Annotated in this window: 13 protein-coding genes and 1 pseudogene; 3 read left to right on the top strand and 11 right to left on the bottom strand. The window is 67.0% G+C overall.

The window, feature by feature from the left end; translation table 11 throughout:
• Positions 1-52 precede the first annotated feature (52 nt).
• Together secG and AC5Y47_RS13745 are read right to left on the bottom strand one after the other, a co-directional pair.
• Entirely contained in the window at positions 53-286 is a 234-nt protein-coding gene (secG, locus tag AC5Y47_RS13740) for a preprotein translocase subunit SecG (protein WP_499944530.1), read from the bottom strand.
• Between the two features lie 47 nt (positions 287-333).
• Positions 334-1,422 (bottom strand): S1C family serine protease, encoded by a 1,089-nt coding sequence (locus AC5Y47_RS13745; protein ID WP_499944531.1) that lies wholly within the window; start codon positions 1,420-1,422, stop codon positions 334-336.
• A gap of 117 nt (positions 1,423-1,539) precedes the next feature.
• Between AC5Y47_RS13745 and ppc the strand changes: the two genes are divergently transcribed.
• A complete protein-coding gene (gene ppc / locus AC5Y47_RS13750; RefSeq protein WP_499944532.1) occupies positions 1,540-4,347 on the top strand; it encodes a phosphoenolpyruvate carboxylase in 2,808 nt (935 codons plus the stop codon).
• Between the two features lie 40 nt (positions 4,348-4,387).
• On the opposite strand, the gene AC5Y47_RS13755 is transcribed toward ppc, so the two are convergent.
• The 7 genes from AC5Y47_RS13755 to tkt all read right to left on the bottom strand — a co-directional run bounded on the left by AC5Y47_RS13755 (position 4,388) and on the right by tkt (position 12,044).
• On the bottom strand, positions 4,388-5,056 hold the full coding sequence (locus AC5Y47_RS13755; RefSeq protein ID WP_499944533.1) for a TetR/AcrR family transcriptional regulator: 669 nt from the start codon (positions 5,054-5,056) through the stop codon (positions 4,388-4,390).
• A gap of 93 nt (positions 5,057-5,149) precedes the next feature.
• Positions 5,150-5,548, bottom strand: a complete 399-nt coding sequence (locus AC5Y47_RS13760; RefSeq protein WP_499944534.1) for a plant Invertase/pectin methylesterase inhibitor family protein — start codon at positions 5,546-5,548, stop codon at positions 5,150-5,152.
• 25 nt (positions 5,549-5,573) lie between these two features.
• The gene (gene pgl, locus AC5Y47_RS13765; RefSeq protein WP_499944535.1) at positions 5,574-6,320 is read right to left on the bottom strand and encodes a 6-phosphogluconolactonase; all 747 of its coding nucleotides are present in this window, start codon (positions 6,318-6,320) and stop codon (positions 5,574-5,576) included.
• On the bottom strand, positions 6,317-7,228 hold the full coding sequence (opcA, locus tag AC5Y47_RS13770) for a glucose-6-phosphate dehydrogenase assembly protein OpcA (protein ID WP_499944536.1): 912 nt from the start codon (positions 7,226-7,228) through the stop codon (positions 6,317-6,319). Before opcA ends, pgl begins: the two co-directional genes overlap by 4 nt.
• 52 nt (positions 7,229-7,280) lie before the next feature.
• Positions 7,281-8,822, bottom strand: a complete 1,542-nt coding sequence (gene zwf / locus AC5Y47_RS13775) for a glucose-6-phosphate dehydrogenase (protein WP_499944537.1) — start codon at positions 8,820-8,822, stop codon at positions 7,281-7,283.
• On the bottom strand, positions 8,819-9,937 hold the full coding sequence (tal, locus tag AC5Y47_RS13780; protein WP_499944538.1) for a transaldolase: 1,119 nt from the start codon (positions 9,935-9,937) through the stop codon (positions 8,819-8,821). The genes zwf and tal overlap by 4 nt, the downstream gene beginning before the upstream one ends.
• 16 nt (positions 9,938-9,953) lie before the next feature.
• Entirely contained in the window at positions 9,954-12,044 is a 2,091-nt protein-coding gene (tkt, locus tag AC5Y47_RS13785; protein WP_499944539.1) for a transketolase, read from the bottom strand.
• 243 nt (positions 12,045-12,287) lie between these two features.
• Between tkt and AC5Y47_RS13790 the strand changes: the two genes are divergently transcribed.
• Positions 12,288-13,226 carry a heme o synthase gene (locus tag AC5Y47_RS13790; protein ID WP_499944540.1) on the top strand — a complete coding sequence of 313 codons (939 nt, stop codon included), beginning with the start codon at positions 12,288-12,290 and terminating at the stop codon, positions 13,224-13,226.
• Positions 13,227-13,299: 73 nt separating this feature from the next.
• Here the strand turns inward: AC5Y47_RS13790 and AC5Y47_RS13795 are convergent, their stop codons facing one another.
• Positions 13,300-14,277, bottom strand: coding sequence for a quinone oxidoreductase family protein (locus tag AC5Y47_RS13795; RefSeq protein ID WP_499944541.1), 978 nt, complete (start codon positions 14,275-14,277; stop codon positions 13,300-13,302).
• Between the two features lie 20 nt (positions 14,278-14,297).
• Here AC5Y47_RS13795 and AC5Y47_RS13800 point away from each other — a divergent pair.
• Positions 14,298-14,477: pseudogene (locus tag AC5Y47_RS13800) on the top strand (DcsG N-terminal domain-containing protein); the annotation flags it as partial.
• 486 nt (positions 14,478-14,963) lie between these two features.
• On the opposite strand, the gene AC5Y47_RS13805 reads toward AC5Y47_RS13800, so the two are convergent.
• A complete protein-coding gene (locus tag AC5Y47_RS13805) occupies positions 14,964-15,977 on the bottom strand; it encodes a COX15/CtaA family protein (RefSeq protein WP_499944608.1) in 1,014 nt (337 codons plus the stop codon).
• Positions 15,978-16,026 lie beyond the last annotated feature (49 nt).

Consider the following 16,026-nt stretch of genomic DNA (forward strand, 5'->3'; position numbering starts at 1 on the left):
GGGGGCCTGATTTTCGCAGCGGCAACACACTCGGCGAGAGGCTGCCGCTAGCTCACTTGTATTTGATCAGCAGTGCCATGCCGATGATCGACACCAGCCAGATTCCGGTGATGAACAGCGTCAACCGGTCCAGGTTCTTCTCGACGACGGTCGACCCGGACAGACTGGACTGCACTCCGCCACCGAACAGTGTCGACAGGCCGCCGCCCTTGGCGCGGTGCAGCAGCACCAGCAACACGACCAGCACGCTGGTGACCACCAGGGTGATCTGCAGGGCCAACTCCATAACGGGCAGCCTACCGAACGTGGCCGGACGGGCCGCGACCGCCAGGCTCAGTTGGGCGGACCAACCACCAGCGTCACCGGCACGGTGCGACTGACCTGCCCGCCGTCCAGGTAGGTGACCATCACGGTTTCGTCGGGACGACGCCGGTCCAGCACGTCGGTGAGGACGGTTGCGTCGGGCACCTGCGTGCCGTCGATCGCCGTGATGACGTCGCCGCCGTCCAGGCCCGCCGCCTCGGCGGGTGAGCCGCGCAGGACGCCTTCGACGGGGACGCCCCCGCCGCGGCTGTTGCTGACCGCCACACCGAGGATGGCCGTCGGGCCGACATGGATCGACCCGGCAGGGGTGCCGGAGCGGACGGCGTCGGCGATCCCCAGCGCGCGATTGAGCGGGATGGCAAAGCCGCCGGTGCTGACCATCTGGTAGGTCTCCGAGGCGGCGGTGACGATTCCGACGACCTGGCCGTTCCGGTCGACCAGGGGGCCGCCGGAATTGCCGGGCCGGACGTTGGCGCCGAACTCGATGAGGTCGCTGAGTTGCTCGCTGCTGCCGGTGGTTCGATCGTTGGCGACGATGCTCTGGCCGAGCGCCCGGACAGCCCCGCCCGCCGGGGTCAATCCGCCGCCCTCGGGGAATCCGACCGCGGTCACCGGGTCGCCGACTCGCACGCTCGAGGAATCCGTGGTGGGAGCGACGGGCAGGCCGGCCGCACCGCGTAGTTGCAGGACGGCGATGTCACTCTTGCGGTCGTACCCGAGCACGTCGGCCGCGTAGGCCTGCCCGTTGCCCACGTTGGTCACCGTGATGTCCGTGGCGCCCCGGATGACGTGGTTGTTGGTCAGCACGACGCCGTCCGGGCTCAGCACGATCCCGGTGCCGGTGCCGGTCGCCCGTTCGAACGGGATGTTGGTATCGATCCGCACGACGCCCGGCTCGACGCGGGTGGTGTCGACGACGAGGCTCGGTGCCGTCTTGATGCCGTCGTGCGGTCGCCCGCCCGACGACACGTCGGCGGAAGCCTCGGGTGTGGCGGTAGTGAGTCCGGCGGTGGTGAGAACCAGGACGAGCATCAGCAGGTAGCGGCTGATCCGCGCGCGCAGCGCCCCTGCTGGGTGACGCCCATTGGTCGAAAGCATGTCTGGTTCCTTTGGTTACTGGGTCAAAGCGACGGTTGGCGTCCTTTACCCAGGCCCGAGCTGGCTAAACTCGGCGCCAAATGGCCGAGTCGACAGCCGGCACCGATACTTGGACGCATGGTCGAGGTCTCAGACACCGCTTTAGAGCCGATCGGCGACGTCCATCGGACCGCGTTGGGTCGGGAGGCGACCGAGCCGATGCGCGCCGACATCAGGCTGTTGGGCGCCATCCTCGGTGACACCGTGCGCGAGCAGAACGGCGAAGAGATCTTCGACCTCGTGGAGCGGGCCCGCGTGGAATCCTTCCGGGTGCGACGCTCGGAAATCGACCGCGCCGAGGTGTCGCAAATGTTCGACGGCATCGACATTCACCAGGCCCTGCCCGTGATCCGCGCGTTCACCCACTTCGCGTTGTTGGCCAACGTGGCCGAAGACATCCACCGCGAACGTCGCCGTAGCGTCCACGTCGCCGCCGGGGAGCCGCCGCAGGACAGCAGCCTGGCCGCGACCTATCTGAAACTCGAAGAGGCTCAACTCGATTCGCAGACGGTGGCCGATGCGCTGCGGGGGGCGCTGGTGGCTCCGGTGATCACCGCCCATCCCACCGAGACCCGCCGGCGCACCGTCTTCGTCACCCAACACCGGATCACCGAGCTGATGCGGCTACACGCGGAAGGGCACACCGAGACCGACAGCGGGCGCAGCATCGAACTCGAATTGCGCCGCGAGATCCTCACGCTGTGGCAGACCGCCATCATCCGGTTGTCCCGGTTGCAGATCAGCGACGAGATCGCCGTGGGTTTGCGGTACTACCCGGCCTCGTTCTTCGAGGTCATCCCGAAGGTGAACGCCGAGGTCAGGGCGGCGCTGCGGGCCCGCTGGCCGGACGCCGAGCTGTTGTCCGGGCCGATCCTGCGGCCGGGCTCCTGGATCGGCGGTGACCGCGACGGCAACCCCAACGTCACCGGCGAGGTGGTGCGGCTTGCCACCGGCAGCGCCGCTTACACCGCACTGGCTCATTACCTGGCCGAGCTCGACCACCTCGAGCAGGAACTGTCGATGTCCTCGCGATTGCTCACGGTGACACCCGAACTCGCCGAACTCGCCGGCGGGTGCGAGGACAAGGCCCGCGACGACGAGCCGTACCGGCGTGCATTGCGGGTGATCCGCTCCCGGTTGAGCACCACCGCCGTCCAGATCTTGGACCGGGAGCCACCGCACCTGCTCGACCTGGGCCTGCCGGCCTACGACGCGCCTGCCGAGTTGCGTGCCGATCTGGACACCGTCGATGCTTCGCTGCGCAGCCACGGCAGTGCGGTGCTGGCCGACGACCGGCTGGCGCTGTTGCGAGAAGCCGTGCACGTGTTCGGATTTCACCTCAGCGGATTGGACCTGCGGCAGAACTCAGACGTGCACGAGGAGGTGGTGGCCGAACTGCTGGCCTGGGCCGGAGTGCACCCCGACTACGCCTCGCTCCCGGAAGAAGAGCGGGTGGAATTGCTGGTGACCGAACTGGGCACCCGGCGTCCTTTGGTGGGGGACCGGACGCAACTGTCCGATCTCGCGCGCAGCGAACTGGAGATCGTCGGCGCCGCCAGGCACGCCGTCCAAACCTACGGCCCCGCATCGGTTCCCAATTACGTCATCTCCATGTGCCGGTCGGTGTCGGACATGCTGGAGCCGGCGATCCTGCTCAAAGAAGTTGGCCTGCTGGACGCTTCGGGTGACGAACCGTACTGCCCGGTGGGTATCTCCCCGCTGTTCGAGACGATCGACGACCTGCACAACGGCGCGTCGGTGCTGCAGTCGATGCTGGAACTCCCGCTCTACCGGGCCATGGTGGCGGCCCGCGGCGACGAGCAGGAGGTGATGCTGGGCTACTCCGACTCCAACAAGGACGGCGGATACATGGCCGCCAACTGGGCCGTCTACCGTGCCGAGCTGGCGTTGGTCGAAACCGCCCGCGACAACGGAATCCGGTTGCGGCTCTTCCACGGTCGCGGCGGCACGGTGGGCCGCGGTGGCGGCCCGAGCTACCAGGCCATCCTGGCGCAGCCGCCGGGGGCGGTGAACGGGTCGCTTCGGCTCACCGAGCAGGGCGAGGTTATCGCGGCAAAATACGCCGAACCCCGTACCGCCCGGCGCAACCTGGAGAGCTTGGTGGCCGCGACCCTGGAGTCGACGCTGCTCGACGTCGAGGGCCTCGGTGACCGCGCCGAGCCCGCCTACGCGGTGATGGACGAGATAGCCGACCTGGCGAAGCGGGCCTACGCCGAATTGGTGCACGACACAGAGGGTTTCGTCGAATACTTCAAGGCGTCCACGCCGGTCGGGGAGATCGGTTCGCTGAACATCGGGAGCCGGCCCAGCTCGCGCAAACCCACCGAGTCCATCGCCGACCTCCGCGCCATCCCGTGGGTACTGGCCTGGAGTCAGTCGCGGGTGATGCTGCCCGGCTGGTACGGCACCGGCACGGCCTTCGAGCAGTGGATCGGCGCCGGGCCGGAAAGTGAAGAGGACCGGCTTGCGGTGCTGCACGAACTGTATGAGCGGTGGCCGTTCTTCAGCAGTGTGCTGTCCAACATGGCGCAGGTGCTGGCCAAGAGCGATCTCGGGCTGGCCGCTCGGTATTCGGAGTTGGTGGACGACGAAGCGTTGCGGCGCAGGGTGTTCGACAAAATCGTCGACGAGCATCGCCGGACCATCGCGATGTACAAGCGCATCACCGGCCAGGACGACCTGTTGGCCGACAACGCCGCGCTGGCGCGTTCGGTGTTCAACCGGTTTCCGTATCTCGAGCCGCTCAATCACCTTCAGGTGGAATTGCTCCGGCGCTACCGCTCCGGTGAGGACAACGAGTTCGTGCAGCGCGGAATCCTGCTGACGATGAACGGTTTGGCCAGCGCGCTACGGAACAGCGGCTGAAACGGCGGCTCAAGCCGGCGCGTCAGACTGAACAAGGTGCTCACGACGCGGTGCGGCGGCGCGCCCGGCGCGCAGTAGCTTCCATTTTGGTGTTGATCGGTTCGACGGCCGCGGCCAGGCGCGGATAGGCGATCGCCGGCCCGACCCAGCGGGCCAGGAAGCGGCGCAATTCAGCCGGACCGCGCGAATCACGTTCGGTGAGAAACGAATACAACACGCGGATGCTGAACTCGGAAAGTTCGTCCAGCGCCGCTTCGTCGAAACCGTGTGCCTCCCAATCGACGTCGAACCTATGCAGCATGGAGCGACTGAACGTCAACGCGGTGTCGGAGGCCAGTGAGGTGGTGACCTTGCCGCCCGGCCGGTTCGTCAGGATGAAGTTGATCCGCTGGTCGTCGGCCAGCGTCTCCACGGCGAATGCCATGCCTTCGACGATCGCGTCGACCGGTTCGGTCAATCCGCGCACGCGCGCGGCGAGTCGCTCCAGGAATCCGTCGCCGGAGCGCATGGACGTGGTCAGGATGAGCTGTTCGGCATTGGGGAAATAGCGATACACGGTCTGGCGCGTCACGCCGAGTTTTCGCGCCACATCGGCGATGCGCAGCGAAGGACCGCGTTCGACGAGCAATTGTTCGGCTGCGTCGAGGATTCGGCTGATCGCTTCTTCGTCAGATGCCGGGGTATCGCCTGACCACCCGTGGCTACGCATCGCTACCCAGCCGCTTCTGCAGACATATCCGGATCATAAAGGGTGCTGTCGCCTGCGACTTGAGTCGTTGACTCAGCGCAGAATCATCACGTTCTAGTGGACGGTTCGATTCCGCAGCCGGTCCAGCACCCCGCGCATCACGTGCTCGGTCGCGTTGATCGGCGTCATCATCGTCTCGCCCCAGCTGACGATGTTGTCCATCCGCTCGAGAATGGCTTCTACCGGCTGCAGCACTCCCAGCAGGCGTTTCGCCAGATCGTCGAGGCTGGACAGGGTGCGGTCCAGATGGTTGAGGGCGTCTTCCATCCGCTCCACGGTGGTGTTGAGCGCCTCCAGCGACGTGTTGAGTTGCTCGAGGGAACTGCTGAGCCCGTCGAGGACATCCTCCACCTGCTCTACAGTCTTGTCGGCATTCAACGCCGCTTGGGTGAGCGTCTTCACCCTTTGCCTAGCGGGCGGGCGGCCACCGCTTCTGTCTGCCATGTTGGTCATTATTACCAGCTGGCCAGTCAGCTTCCTACCCTCGGGAGAGTTTGCTCGCGGCGCCCTCGTCGAGTAGCCACAGCGTGGCCTCGCGACCGACGGCCCCGGCGGCCGGCAGCGACACCGGTTCGGCACCTCCGATCGCCGTCGCCACCGCGTCGGCTTTGCCTTCCCCCGACACCATCAGCCAGACCTCGCGGGAACGCTGAATTGCGGGCAACGTCAACGTGATTCGCAGCGGCGGCGGCTTGGGGCAGTCTTCGACCGCGACCACCATGCGGTTGGCCTCGCGCACCGCCGGAGTGTCCGGGAACAGCGAGTTGACGTGGCCCTCGGGTCCCATTCCCAGCAGGTGGACGTCGAAGGTGGGTGCCGGTTCGCCGTCGGTGGCGTTGGCGGCCAGGATCTGCTCGTAGGCCAGGGCGGCGGCGTCGATGTCGGAGCCGAATTCGCCGTCGCCGGCGGCCATCGGGTGCACCTGGCTGGCCGGGATCCCGACGTGGTCGAGGAGCGCCTCGCGGGCCTGTTTCTCGTTGCGTTCGTCGTCGTCCTCGGCGACGTAGCGCTCGTCGCCCCAGAAGACGTGCACCTTCGACCAGTCGATCTGTCCGTCCCGGGTCGCCAGATAGCGCAGCAGCCCGATCCCGTTGCCGCCGCCGGTCAGCACGATCAGGGCCTGACCGCGCGCCGCTACCGAGTCCTGCACGACTTTGATCAGCCGCTCGCCGGCGGCTTCGACGAGCTTGTCGCCGTCGGCAAACGTCTGGATTTCGGTGCTCATGCGTACTGCACTTTCTTGATGCCCTCCAGTGCCGACAGATAGATCTCGTCGGCGTCGAGTCGACGCAGGTCTTCGGCCAGACATTCGCCGGTCACCCTGCGCGGCAACGGGACCAGTGCGTCGGGCTTGGCGGTGCGGCTCAGGGTTGCGGTCGTTCCGTCCTGCGGGCGGCTGAGCGAGATCGTCTCGCTGTCACGCACCAGTTCCACCTTGAGGTCGCCGACCTCACGGCGCACCGGACCGTCGATGCGGCTGGCGAGCCAGCCGGCCAGCACATCGAGCGCGGGTTCGGTACGTAACCCGGAGATCAGCGCCGATTCGATCGGTTCGTGCGGCGGCAGATCGACGGCCGAGGTCAGCAGCGCTCGCCAGTAGGTGATGCGGCTCCACGCCAGATCGGTGTCCCCGGCGGTGTATCCGGCCAGCCGGCTCCTGATCGCCGACAACGGGTCGGCACCGTTGGTGGCGTCGGTGATGCGACGAATCGCCAACTTGCCCAACGGGTCTCGAGCCGGCACTGCCGGGGCGATGTCGGGCCACCAGGCCACCACCGGGATGTCGGGCAACAGGAAGGGGACGACGACGCTGTCGGCGTGACCGGACAACGCACCGGACAGACGCAGGATCAACACCTCACCGGCACCCGCGTCGCGACCCACCCGGATCTCGGCGTCCAGTCGTGGCTTGTCCGCGTACGGGTCTCCGCGCATGGCCACGATGATCCGGCTCGGGTGTTCGTGGCTGGCGTCGTTGGCGGCCTGGATGGACTCTTCCAGTACGGCGTCGCTGTCGGGCGCGATGATCAGTGTCAGAACCCGGCCCATCGTGACGATGCCGGCCTCTTCGCGAAGCTGGTCCAGCTTCTTGTTGATCGCGGTCGTGGTGGTTTCCGGTACGTCGACGATCATCTGCGCCGCTTCCCTCCGCGAGCCGGTGGTGCCTGCATCGTCGCGGCGCGGATCACGGCCGCCGCCATTCCCGGCCGGTGCGGCGCAGCATCTCGAACGCCGACTCCGGACCCCAGGTGCCGGCCTCATAAGGATCGGGTTTGCCGTGGGCTGCCCAGTTGTCGAGCACCGGATCGAGTATCTGCCAGGCCAATTCGACCTCTTCGTTGACCGGGAACAGCGACGGCTCACCGAGCAGCACGTCGAGGATGAGCCGCTCGTAGGCCTCTGGTGACTCTTCGGCGAAAGCCGAACCGTAGGAGAAGTCCATGTTGACGTCGCGGACTTCCATTGCGGTGTCAGGGACTTTGGACCCGAACCGCAAGGTGATGCCCTCGTCGGGCTGCACCCTGATGACCATGGCGTTGGCGCCGAGCTCGTCGGTCATGGTGGCGTCGAACGGCAGATGCGGGGCGCGCTTGAACACCAGGGCTATCTCGGTGACTCTGCGGCCCAGGCGCTTTCCGGTGCGTAGGTAGAACGGCACCCCCGCCCAGCGGCGGGTATCGACCTCGAGGGTGATCGCGGCGAAGGTCTCGGTGGTGGAGTCTTTGGCGAACCCCTCCTCCTCGAGCAGGCCGACCACCCGTTCCCCGCCCTGCCACCCGGCGGTGTACTGGCCGCGGCTGGTGGTCTCGTCGAGGGGTTCGGCCAGCCGTACCGCCGAGAGCACCTTGATCTTCTCCGTCTGCAACGACTGCGGGGTGAAGCTGACCGGCTCTTCCATCGCGGTCAGCGCGAGCAGTTGCATCAGGTGATTCTGGATCACGTCGCGGGCCGCGCCGATGCCGTCGTAATAGCCTGCGCGACCGCCCAATCCGATGTCTTCGGCCATCGTGATCTGCACGTGGTCGACATAGTGCGCATTCCAGATCGGGTCGAACAACTGGTTGGCGAAGCGCAGCGCCAGGATGTTCTGCACCGTCTCCTTGCCGAGGTAATGGTCGATGCGGAAGACCGCCTCCTCGGGGAAGACCGCGTTGACCGACTTGTTGAGGTCCTGCGCGCTTTGCAGGTCGTGGCCGAACGGCTTCTCGATTACCACCCGGCTCCACTGGTCGCCGTGCGGGCGGGCCAGTCCGGACTTGTGCAGTTGATCGCACACCACCGGAAAGGACTTGGGCGGGATCGCCAGGTAGAACGCGTGATTGCCGCCGGTGCCCCGATCGGCGTCCAGCTTCTCCAGCGTCTCGGCCAGGCGGGCGAAGGCGTCGTCGTCGTCGAAAGTCCCAGGGACGAACCGGAATCCCTCGGAAAGGCGGTCCCAGTTCTCCTGCCGAAAGGGGGTGCGACAGTGTTCCTTGACGGCCTTGTACACGACGTCACCGAAATCCTGGTGGCTCCATTCGCGGCGCGCGAAACCGACCAGAGAGAAGGTCGGCGGCAGCAGGCCGCGGTTGGCCAGGTCGTAGATCGCCGGCATCACCTTCTTGCGGGCCAGGTCGCCGGTGACCCCGAAGATCACCATGCCGCACGGACCGGCGATGCGGGGGAGCCGTTTGTCCCGCTTGTCGCGCAACGGGTTCTGCCATTGCGCGGCTTCGGAGCGGGTCATTTGTCGGCGGAGTCCAGCTGCTTCTGCGTCTCCTCGAGCAGTTCCTTCCAGGAATCCTCGAACTTCTCCACACCTTCGTTCTCCAGCACGACGAAGACGTCGTCGAGGTCGATCCCGATCTCGTCGAGCTTGTCGAACACCTGCTGCGCTTCGGAGGCGGTGCCGGTGACCGTGTCGCCCTTCACCTCCCCGTGGTCGGCGACGGCGTCAATCGTCTTCTCCGGCATGGTGTTCACCGTCTTGGGGGCGACCAGCTCGGTCACGTAAAGCGTGTCGGAGTAGTCCTCGTTCTTGACCCCGGTCGATGCCCACAGCGGGCGCTGCACCCGGGCGCCGTCGGACTTGAGTGCCTCGAACCGGTCACCGCCCTCGAACACCTCCTGATACGCCGCGTAGGCCAACCGCGCGTTGGCAACCGCGGCCTGACCGAGCAGCTTGCGCGCGTCTTCGGAGTCGATCTTCTCCAGCCGCTTGTCCACCTCGGTGTCCACCCGGGACACGAAAAACGATGCGACAGAGTGGATCTTGGACAGGTCGTGGCCGGCCTGTCTGGCCTTCTCCAGTCCGTCCAGGTAGGCGCCCATCACCGCGCGGTAGCGTTCGACCGAGAAGATCAGCGTCACGTTGACCGAGATGCCTTCGGCCAGCGTCGCGGCGATCGCGGGAATGCCCGCTTCGGTGGCCGGAATCTTGATCAGCAGGTTGGGCCGGTCGACGATCTTCCACAACTCGATCGCCTGCTGGGTGGTCTTGTCGGTTTCGTGCGCCAGCCTCGGGTCCACCTCGATGGACACCCGCCCGTCGACACCGTCAGAGGCCTCCCACTGCGGCCTCAGCACGTCACAGGCGTTGCGCACGTCGTCGGTGGTCACGGTGCGGATGGTGGCGTCGACGTCGGCGCCACGCTCGGCCAGTTCGGAGATCTGGTCGTTGTAGGTGTCGCTGTCCGCCAATGCCTTCTGGAAGATGGACGGGTTGGTCGTCACCCCGACGACACTCTTGGTGTCGATCAGTTCCTGCAGGTTCCCGGACTTGATCCGGTCCCGCGACAGATCGTCCAGCCACACCGACACCCCTGCGTCGCTCAGTGCGGCGAGGTTTGGATTCTGGGTCATCTTCAATCACCTTTTCTCAGTTATCGAGCGCTTCTTCCGCGGCGGCAGCGACGGCTTCCGCTGTGAAGCCGTACTCACGGAACAACGTCTTGTAGTCAGCGGACTCGCCGTAGTGCTCGATCGACACGATCTTGCCGGTGTCACCGACCAGCTTGTGCCAGGACTGCGCGACTCCGGCTTCGACCGCCACCCGGGCCGAGACCGTCGGCGGCAGCACGCTGTCGCGGTAGTCCTGCGGCTGGGACTCGAACCACTCCACACACGGCATCGACACCACCCGGGCGAGAATGTCCTTGTCCGCCAACAATTTCTGGGCAGCCACGGCGAGCTGCACCTCCGAACCGGTGCCGATGAGGACGACGTCCGGTTCCTCGTCGCCCGGGTCGCCGACCACATAACCGCCCCGGGCGACCCCGTCGGCGCTGGTGCCTTCCAGGATCGGGACGTTCTGCCGGGTCAGTATCAATCCAACCGGGCCGCTGCCGTTGCCCCGAGCCAACACGGTGCGCCACGCATACGCGGTCTCGTTGGCGTCGGCGGGGCGCACCACCGACAGGTTCGGGATCGCGCGCAGCGCCGACAGGTGCTCGATCGGCTGGTGGGTCGGGCCGTCCTCACCCAGTCCGACCGAGTCGTGCGTCCACACGTAGATGGTGTCGATGTCCATCAGCGACGCCAGTCGCACCGCCGGGCGCATGTAGTCGGAGAACTGCAGGAACGTGCCGCCGTACGCCCGGGTCGGCCCGTGCAGCACGATGCCGGACAGGATCGATCCCATCGCGTGCTCGCGGACACCGAAGTGCAGCGTCCGGCCGTACCAGTCCGCGTCGTAGTCCTTGGTCGAGATCGACGGCGGCCCAAACGATTTGGCGCCATCAATGGTGGTGTTGTTGCTGCCCGCCAGGTCGGCCGAACCGCCCCACAACTCCGGCAGCTTCGGTCCGACCTTGTTCAGCACCTCGTTGGAGGCCTTGCGGGTGGCGATCTCGTCGTCACCGGCATCCCAGTGCGGCAGATCGTCGTCCCAGCCGTCGGGCATCTCCTGCGCGGTGAGCCGGTCCAGGAGTGCCTTGCGCTCGGGTTCGCGCTCCGCCCAAGAATCGAAGTCGGTCTGCCACTTCTCGTGGGCTTCCTTGCCGCGGTCCACCAGCTTGCGGGTGTGGGCGATCACCTCGTCGCGGACCTCGAAGTTCTTCTCCGGGTCGAAACCGAGGATCTTCTTGACCTCGGCCACTTCGTCGTCGCCGAGCGCCGCGCCGTGCGCCTTGCCGGTGTTCATCAGGTTGGGTGCCGGGAAGCCGATGATGGTGCGCAGCGAGATGAACGAGGGCCGGCCGGTCTCGGCCTTGGCGTTGGCGATGGCTTCTTCGATGCCGACGACGTTCTCGCCTCCCTCGACTTCCTGCACGTGCCAGCCGTAGGCGCGGTAGCGGGCGGCGGTGTCCTCGCTGAGCGCGATGTTGGTGTCGTCTTCAATGGAGATCTCATTGCGGTCGTAGAAGACGATCAGGTTGCCCAGCTGCTGGACTCCGGCCAGCGACGAGGCTTCCGAGGTCACCCCTTCTTCGATGTCGCCGTCGGAGGCGATCACGTAGATGAAGTGGTCGAACGGGCTGGTGCCCGGCTCGGCATCCGGGTCGAACAGGCCGCGCTCGTAGCGCGCTGCCATCGCCATGCCGACCGCGGAGGCCAACCCCTGGCCGAGGGGGCCGGTGGTGATCTCCACGCCCTTGGTGTGCCGGAACTCCGGGTGCCCCGGTGTCTTGGACTTCCAGGTGCGCAGCGCCTCGATGTCGTCGAGTTCCAGACCGAATCCGCCCAGGTAAAGCTGCAGGTAGAGGGTCAGGCTGCTGTGTCCGGCCGACAACACGAACCGATCGCGGCCCAGCCAGTGGACGTCGCTGGGATCGTGCCGCATGGCCCGCTGAAACAGCGTGTAGGCCAGCGGAGCCAGGCTCATCGCCGTCCCGGGATGCCCGTTACCGACCTTCTGAACGGCATCGGCGGCCAGCACGCGGATCGTGTCGACCGCGGCCGAATCGATCTCGGTCCAATCGTCGGGGTGGTGCGCTTGGGTAAGGGCGGAGATCTCTTCGGTAGTGGTCAATTCATTCCTCAGTTCAGTGCACAGGCCGGTGTGGTCAAACTGATCAATCCCACCCTAGTGCGGGATCGTGGGTCGTTGCAGGTCCCAGATTTGGGTGTACCCGGGTGGGACCTCTGTGAAAATATCGCGTCGGGGGCAAAAGCGGCCGAACCGACCCTGCGGGCCAGTGGTCGGGCGTGCGCGGTCTACCATCGTGCGTAGTAGAAGCTGCGCGCGGCTGCGATTTCACCGAGGAGTTAATGCGTGAGCGTTCGCGGGCATGTCGCGCCCGGCCGGACATCAAGCCGGTTACGGGGACGGGTAACCGGCACCATGCTGGCTTATCTGGCGTTGACCAAGCCGCGTGTGATCGAGTTGCTGCTGGTCACCGCGATACCGGCGATGCTGCTGGCGCACCGCGGCACCGTCGACCCGCTGCTGATCCTCAACACGCTGGTCGGCGGGATCATGGCCGCCGGCGGCGCCAACACGCTGAACTGCGTGGCCGACGCCGACATCGACAAGGTGATGAAGCGGACCGCGCGACGGCCGCTGGCCCGGGCCGCGGTGCCGACCCTTCATGCGCTGATCTTCGGGTTGGCGCTGAGCGTGGGCTCGTTCTTCTGGCTCTGGTGGACCACCAACCTGCTTTCGGGTCTGCTGGCCGTGGCCACCATCGCGTTCTACGTGTTCGTCTACACGCTGCTGCTCAAGCGGCGCACCTCGCAAAACGTGGTGTGGGGCGGGGCGGCCGGCTGCATGCCGGTGATGATCGGCTGGTCGGCCGTCACCGGCACCATCGGTTGGCCGGCGCTGGCGATGTTCGCGGTGATCTTCTTCTGGACGCCGCCGCACACCTGGGCGCTGGCGATGCGGTACAAGGAGGACTACAAAGTCGCCGGGGTGCCGATGTTGCCGGCCGTGGCGACCGAGCGTCAGGTCACCAAGCAGATCTTGATCTACACCTGGCTGACGGTGCTGGCGACGCTGGCGCTGGCGCTGGCCGCCGGCTGGCTGTACGCGGGGGTCGCCGTGGTGGCCGGGGTGTGGTTCCTGGCGATGGCCCACCAGTTGTACTCGGGGGTGCGCGGCGGCGACGAGATCAAGCCGCTGCGGCTGTTCCTGCAGTCGAACAACTACCTTGCGCTGGTGTTCTGTGCGCTTGCCGTCGACTCGGTGATCGCGCTGCCCACGCTGTTCTGACGTTCCCTTCCGCGAGGGCGCCCAAATGTACGCCGAAACCCGACAATCCTGGCATTTTGGGGACGCTCGACGCTCAGGGCAGCAGCACGATCGAGCCGCTGGTCTTGCGGCCCTCTAGGTCGGTGTGCGCCCGCGCGGCCTCGGCCAGCGGATAGCTCCCGCCGACCGTGACCCGGACCGCACCGCTGCCGATCACGTCGAACAGTTCGGCGGCGCGCCGACTGAACTCCGGCCCGGTGCGGATGAAATGGGCCAGCGACGGCCGAGTCAGATACACCGACCCGGCGTAGTTGAGGCGCTGAGGGTTGAACGGCGGGACGGGACCGCTGGCGCCCCCGAACAATGCCAGCGTCCCGCGCACGGCCAAGCTGGCCAGGCTCGCGTCGAAGGTGCTCGCGCCCACGCCGTCGTACACCGCGGCCGCGCCCGCGCCGTCGGTGAGTTCGCGCACTTGGCGGCCGAATGCGTCGGCGTCCTCGGGGTAGGGGAGCACTTCGGCCGCGCCCGCCTCCCGCGACAACCGCTCCTTTTCCGGGGTCGACACCGTAGTGATCACCCGGGCGCCCAGCGCGGTGGCCCACTGGGTCAGGATCAGCCCCACACCCCCCGCGCCGGCATGTACCAGCACGGTGTCTCCGCTTTGCACCGGGTACACCGACTTCACCAGGTACTGCGCGGTCAGCCCCTTGAGCAAGACCGACGCGGCGACGTCAGAGGCGATCCCGTCGGGCACCTTTGCCGTCAAAGAGGCTGGCGCAGTACAGAATTCGGCGTAACCATCGTTGGCCGACGCGCTCACCACCCGGTCGCCCACCGCGATGCTGTCTCCCGCGTCCGGGCCCAGGGCGACCACCGTCCCGCACACCTCAGACCCGAGCACGAAGGGCAGTGGACGCGGGTACTGGCCGGAGCGGAAGTAGGTGTCGATGAAGTTGACGCCGATAATTTCGGACTCGATCAGCAGCTCACCCTGACCGGGCTCGGGCTGGGGCAGTTCGGTGTAGTTCAGAACTTCGGGGCCACCGGTTTCGCCGACTTCGATCGCGCGCATGAGAGATATCATGCCCGGGCATGAAACTAGCCCGACCGGACGTCTTCCATCCGCGCATCGTGCTGGCGGGTCGTCGGCACGGTGACGACGCGGGTCTGGTGGCCGCGCTCCGACACCGCGGCTTGCACGCCCGGTGGTTGTCCTGGGACGACCCGGACGTCGCCGATGCGCATCTGGTGATCCTGCGCGACACCCCGGACTACGCGGAGCGCCTGGACGAGTTTCTGGCCTGGACGGTCCGCGTGCAGAACCTGCTCAACCCGCCCGCCGTCGTCGCCTGGAACGCCGACCGACGCTACCTGGACGATCTGGCGCGCCATGGCGTGCCGACCGTGCCGGGTTCGCAATGGGCGCCCGGCGCGACCGTGCCCAGCGACGGCCACGTGTTCGTCGGCCCCGCCGTCGGCAGCGGGACGCGGCGATTCAGCGATCCCGCCGAGGCGACCACCTACCTCGCCGAGCAACCCGAGACCGTCTTCGTGCAGTCCGCTTCGGGGCCGGAAACAGTGCTGATCTTCGTCGGCGGCGAACCCTCGCATGCGTTCATCACCAGGGACAACGGCCTACACCACGGGGAGGCCGACTTCGGACTCTGGGACGTCGGTGCCGCCGCTCTGGACGTCGCGCCGGGGGACTTGCTCTACGGGCGGGTCCATCTGGTCGGTGACCGGGTCTTGGAATTGCAGCTAATCGACCCGCCGCTGGGCTGGCTGCGGCTGGACGCCCGCACCCGCGACCTGGCCCAACGGGAATTCGCGCTGGCCGTCGAATCGGCCTGCGAGCGCCTCGGTCTGGGCCCGTTCTCGCATCGACGCCCATAGCGCCGCGGTGGCCGCGGTGCATGCCGCCGCACCGGCGACGTGGATAGCGACCAGCACCGCGGGCACTCCGTTGTAGAACTGGGCGGTACCCACGGCGGCTTGGGCGAAGACCAGCGCCAGCAGCACGCCGAGCCGCCGCATGGTGGCCCGGCCCGCGTGTAGCGCCGCCAGCCCGAAACCCAGGCCCACCAACAGCGACAGGTAGGACACCAGCAACGACGAGTGCAGGTGCACCAGAGTGGTGATCTCGATCTCGAGTCGCGGCACGGTGCGGCTGGGGCTCTTGTCGCCGGCGTGCGGGCCGGCCGCGGTCACCAGCGTGCCGGTGACCAGCACCGCGGCCAGATTCACAGCGCTGAGCACGGTGAGCATGCGCAGCGGTGCGGCGACCGTGTGATGCGCCTCGCCGTCGTCGGGTTCGCCGACCTTGACGAAGAGCAGCACCGACAACCACACCATCGTCATCGACGCCAGCAGGTGGATCGCCACCGTCCACCACAGCAATCCGGTCCGTACGGTGATGCCGCCGATGACGGCCTGCACGACCGTCGAGGCCGGCATCAGCCAGGCGTAGAACAGCACCTCACGCCGCCGACGAGCCCTGGTGACGGCCAGCACGGCCAGCGCGGCGGTGACGACCACGGCAAAGGTGACCATTCGGTTGCCGAATTCGACGGCCTGGTGGATGCGGGGGACCTCGGCGTGCGCGACGGGGGTGAAGCTGCCCGGGAAGCACTGCGGCCAGGTGGGGCAGCCCAGGCCCGACGCGGTGACCCGAACGATCGCTCCCGTGACGGCGATGCCGCCCTGGGTCAAGATCACCGCGGCCGCGATCAGCCGCTGGACACGCAGACTGGGCTCGGGCAGCTTGTCCACCACCCGGAGCAACGCTTGTCCGACAGCCACCGCCCGATCGTATCGACAACTA

The organism is Mycobacterium sp. NGS22, from assembly GCF_059813095.1.

Bases quoted from the DNA above. Each gene is read 5' to 3' on its own strand.
- secG (WP_499944530.1), bottom strand. From the start codon at position 286: ATGGAGTTGGCCCTGCAGATCACCCTGGTGGTCACCAGCGTGCTGGTC.
- AC5Y47_RS13745 (WP_499944531.1), bottom strand. From the start codon at position 1,422: ATGCTTTCGACCAATGGGCGTCACCCAGCAGGGGCGCTGCGCGCGCGG.
- ppc (WP_499944532.1), top strand. From the start codon at position 1,540: ATGGTCGAGGTCTCAGACACCGCTTTAGAGCCGATCGGCGACGTCCAT.
- AC5Y47_RS13755 (WP_499944533.1), bottom strand. From the start codon at position 5,056: ATGCGTAGCCACGGGTGGTCAGGCGATACCCCGGCATCTGACGAAGAA.
- AC5Y47_RS13760 (WP_499944534.1), bottom strand. From the start codon at position 5,548: ATGACCAACATGGCAGACAGAAGCGGTGGCCGCCCGCCCGCTAGGCAA.
- pgl (WP_499944535.1), bottom strand. From the start codon at position 6,320: ATGAGCACCGAAATCCAGACGTTTGCCGACGGCGACAAGCTCGTCGAA.
- opcA (WP_499944536.1), bottom strand. From the start codon at position 7,228: ATGATCGTCGACGTACCGGAAACCACCACGACCGCGATCAACAAGAAG.
- zwf (WP_499944537.1), bottom strand. From the start codon at position 8,822: ATGACCCGCTCCGAAGCCGCGCAATGGCAGAACCCGTTGCGCGACAAG.
- tal (WP_499944538.1), bottom strand. From the start codon at position 9,937: ATGACCCAGAATCCAAACCTCGCCGCACTGAGCGACGCAGGGGTGTCG.
- AC5Y47_RS13795 (WP_499944541.1), bottom strand. From the start codon at position 14,277: ATGCGCGCGATCGAAGTCGGCGAAACCGGTGGCCCCGAAGTTCTGAAC.